At 46.3% G+C, this 2,828-nt stretch carries 3 protein-coding genes; all 3 read left to right on the top strand.

Features of this window, described 5'->3' with window-relative positions:
• The first annotated feature begins 160 nt into the window (after positions 1–160).
• The 3 genes from istA to H7U36_RS14920 are packed head-to-tail and all read left to right on the top strand — an operon-like array spanning position 161 to position 2,672.
• The gene (gene istA, locus H7U36_RS14930; RefSeq protein ID WP_205156420.1) at positions 161–1,711 is read left to right on the top strand and encodes an IS21 family transposase; all 1,551 of its coding nucleotides are present in this window, start codon (positions 161–163) and stop codon (positions 1,709–1,711) included.
• Positions 1,708–2,490 (top strand): ATP-binding protein, encoded by a 783-nt coding sequence (locus tag H7U36_RS14925; RefSeq protein ID WP_205156419.1) that lies wholly within the window; start codon positions 1,708–1,710, stop codon positions 2,488–2,490. The genes istA and H7U36_RS14925 overlap by 4 nt, the downstream gene beginning before the upstream one ends.
• A complete protein-coding gene (locus tag H7U36_RS14920; protein WP_087152622.1) occupies positions 2,490–2,672 on the top strand; it encodes a hypothetical protein in 183 nt (60 codons plus the stop codon). The genes H7U36_RS14925 and H7U36_RS14920 overlap by 1 nt, the downstream gene beginning before the upstream one ends.
• Positions 2,673–2,828 lie beyond the last annotated feature (156 nt).

Below are 2,828 nucleotides of genomic sequence, written 5' to 3'. Positions count from 1 at the left end.
TGTATATTCTGACTCGTAAGAACCGTTTGCACGGTCACTCTGAGCCATTGTAATGCTGAAACAGAGCCACCTTCACGGAAGGTGAGCCATCCTTATAAATCTTTCTTATAATGAGATTGGCACACATCAGTGTGACTATCATTATAGGAGGTCGGTAATTATGGTTAATTATCGAGAAATTTTGAGGCTTGACAGCCTTAACTACACTCAGCGTCAGATTGCTGCCAGTGTACACAGTTCCAGAAATACCATCAGCGAGGTATTACATTTAGCAGATGCAAAAGGACTGCACTGGCCATTGGATGACACTGTCACCAATCAGGAGATTATGTCACTGCTGTATCCTCAAAGAAAGGATGCAGTAAACCCGAGGAAAGAGCCGGATTACAGTTACATCCACAAGGAACTTGCGAAGCCCGGAGTAAATCTTTCCCTGCTATGGACAGAATACTGCAGCAAATGTGATTCCGAAGGATGCACACCATATATGTATTCTCAGTTCTGCGATAAATACCGTCATTGGGCACGTCTGACCAAAGCGACCATGCGCATCAAGCACAAGCCAGGTGAGGCAATGCAGGTGGACTGGGCTGGCACAACCATTCCGTATCAGGATCCAGTCACTGCAGAAACATACGATGCATATATCTTTGCCGCTGTGCTTCCATGCAGCTGCTATGCATATGTAGAAGCCTGTGAAGATATGAAATCAACGAACTGGCTTCTGTGCCATGTGCATGCCTATGAGTATTTCGGCGGTGTGACAAGACTGTTGATCCCGGATAATCTTAAGACCGGTGTTGTAAAGAACACCCGTTATGATACAGTATTGAACAAAAGCTATCACGAAATGGCAGAGTATTATGAAACTGCCATCGTTCCAGCCAGAGTCCTTCACCCAAAAGACAAAAGCCTTGCGGAAGGAATGGTGAAATTTGTAACCACCTGGATCATAGCCGCCCTGCGCAATCGAAAATTTTTCTCGTTTGAAGAAGTACAGTGTGCTGTAGCAGAAAAGCTGGAAGAATTAAACCAGTACCCTTTCAAAAAACGGGAGGGATGCCGCTACAGTGCTTATTCAGACGAAGAACAGGCATTTATGAAGCCGCTCCCTTTAACCCCGTATGAGCCTGCAGTCTGGTCCACTGCAAAGGTTCCCCTTGATTATCTCATAACGGATGGGAAAAATAAATATTCCGTTCCGTTTGATCTGATTGGAGAAAAAGTGGATATCCGGCTCACAAAAACAATGGTAGAGGTATTCTTCCACGGTTCCAGAGTAGCATCCCATAAACGGGTGCTCAGGCCGCTTCGCGATCCGATTGTGCAGCCAGAACATATGCCGATCGAACACCGTAAATATCTCACCTACAACGCAGATGAATTTATCCGCTGGGCACAGGATGCAGGGCAGCATACATTGGCTGTTGTTAAAGCGTTCCTATCCTCTGGCCGGGAACCAGAACAAGGATATAAATCCTGTGCAAGTCTCACCCGCCTTGGCGATAAATATGGGCTCAATCGGCTGGAAAAGGCTTGCGAAAGAGTAATCGCCTATAGCGTCCAGCCATCCATACGCACCATCAGCACGGTTTTGAAAAATAGACAGGATAAGCTTGCTTCTGCGTCATCTGACGTTCCAAAACCGCCAAAGAGCCATGGAATCACGCGTGGCGCCGCTTACTTTCAGAGGGGAGGTGCACAGCAATGATCAATCAGAGCACCCTTGATTCCCTGAAAGCTATGAGGTTGACTGCAATGGCTGCAGAACTGGAACACCAGTTGGAAGATGCCGCTACTTATCGGCCCCTTGGATTTGAGGAACGTATCGGTCTTCTTGTGGATGCAGAATGGAACCGGCGTCAGGCGAATAAGCTCTCCCGCTATATCAAGAATGCACATTTTGCTGCTCCTAACGCAATCATAGAAGGAATTGAGTATCATGAGGATCGCAAGCTGGATAAAGCGGAGATCCTTCGGTTCGCCACATGCCAATATATAATGGACAAGCATCATATCATCCTGAAAGGTGCATCAGGAAATGGGAAAACCTATCTTGCCTGTGCCCTTGGACATGCGGCCTGCCGGAAGTTCAGATCTGTAAAGTATATCCGCATGCCGGAACTTTTGGATGAACTGAATGTTGCCAAAGCCTGCGGCACCTTTAAAAAGACGATACAATCCTACCAGAAAGTCGAACTTCTCATTCTTGATGAATGGCTGATCCGGGCACTTTCACCTCAGGAATCTTATGATCTCCTGGAGATTGTAGAATCCAGATGTGAAAAAGGCTCTGTTATCTTTTGCACACAGTATGAACCGGACGAGTGGTACGACAGGATCAATCCGGATCCCAATGTTGAAAGTCCAATCTCTGAGGCAATCATGGACCGGATCATCCATAATTCCTATGAAGTTCTGATCGAAGGCAAGGTCTCTATGCGCGAACGCCACGGACTAAAAGCCTCTTTGAAAGGGGGGCGTCCATAATGAACTATTCCGAAAGAGATCTGCTAATCGAGCTGGCTGTTGCCAACCAAACCATAAAGGAAGCAGAGGAAGCCTTTGATAAACTGCGTAAAGATTACCATTTATTACGGGAGCATACTGATAGGCTGGAGGCAATCCTGAGAGAGCACAACATACCATTTCCTGAGTTTTGGGGATGGTAGCATCCAACTTTACAATATTCAGTTTTTATCTATAGCATCAGTATAGACTGATGTTACCAAATTTAAATGGCTCAGTCTCCGTGAAGGTGGTTCTCATCTTCCGTGAGACTGGCTCAGAATACTCGTGCAAGTGGTGCTACACGAGTGGAATATACA

Origin of the sequence: Faecalicatena fissicatena (assembly GCF_016900595.1) — a bacterium.
Classification (GTDB): domain Bacteria; phylum Bacillota; class Clostridia; order Lachnospirales; family Lachnospiraceae; genus Claveliimonas; species Claveliimonas intestinigallinarum.
This window is presented reverse-complemented; position numbering and strand designations above follow the sequence as displayed.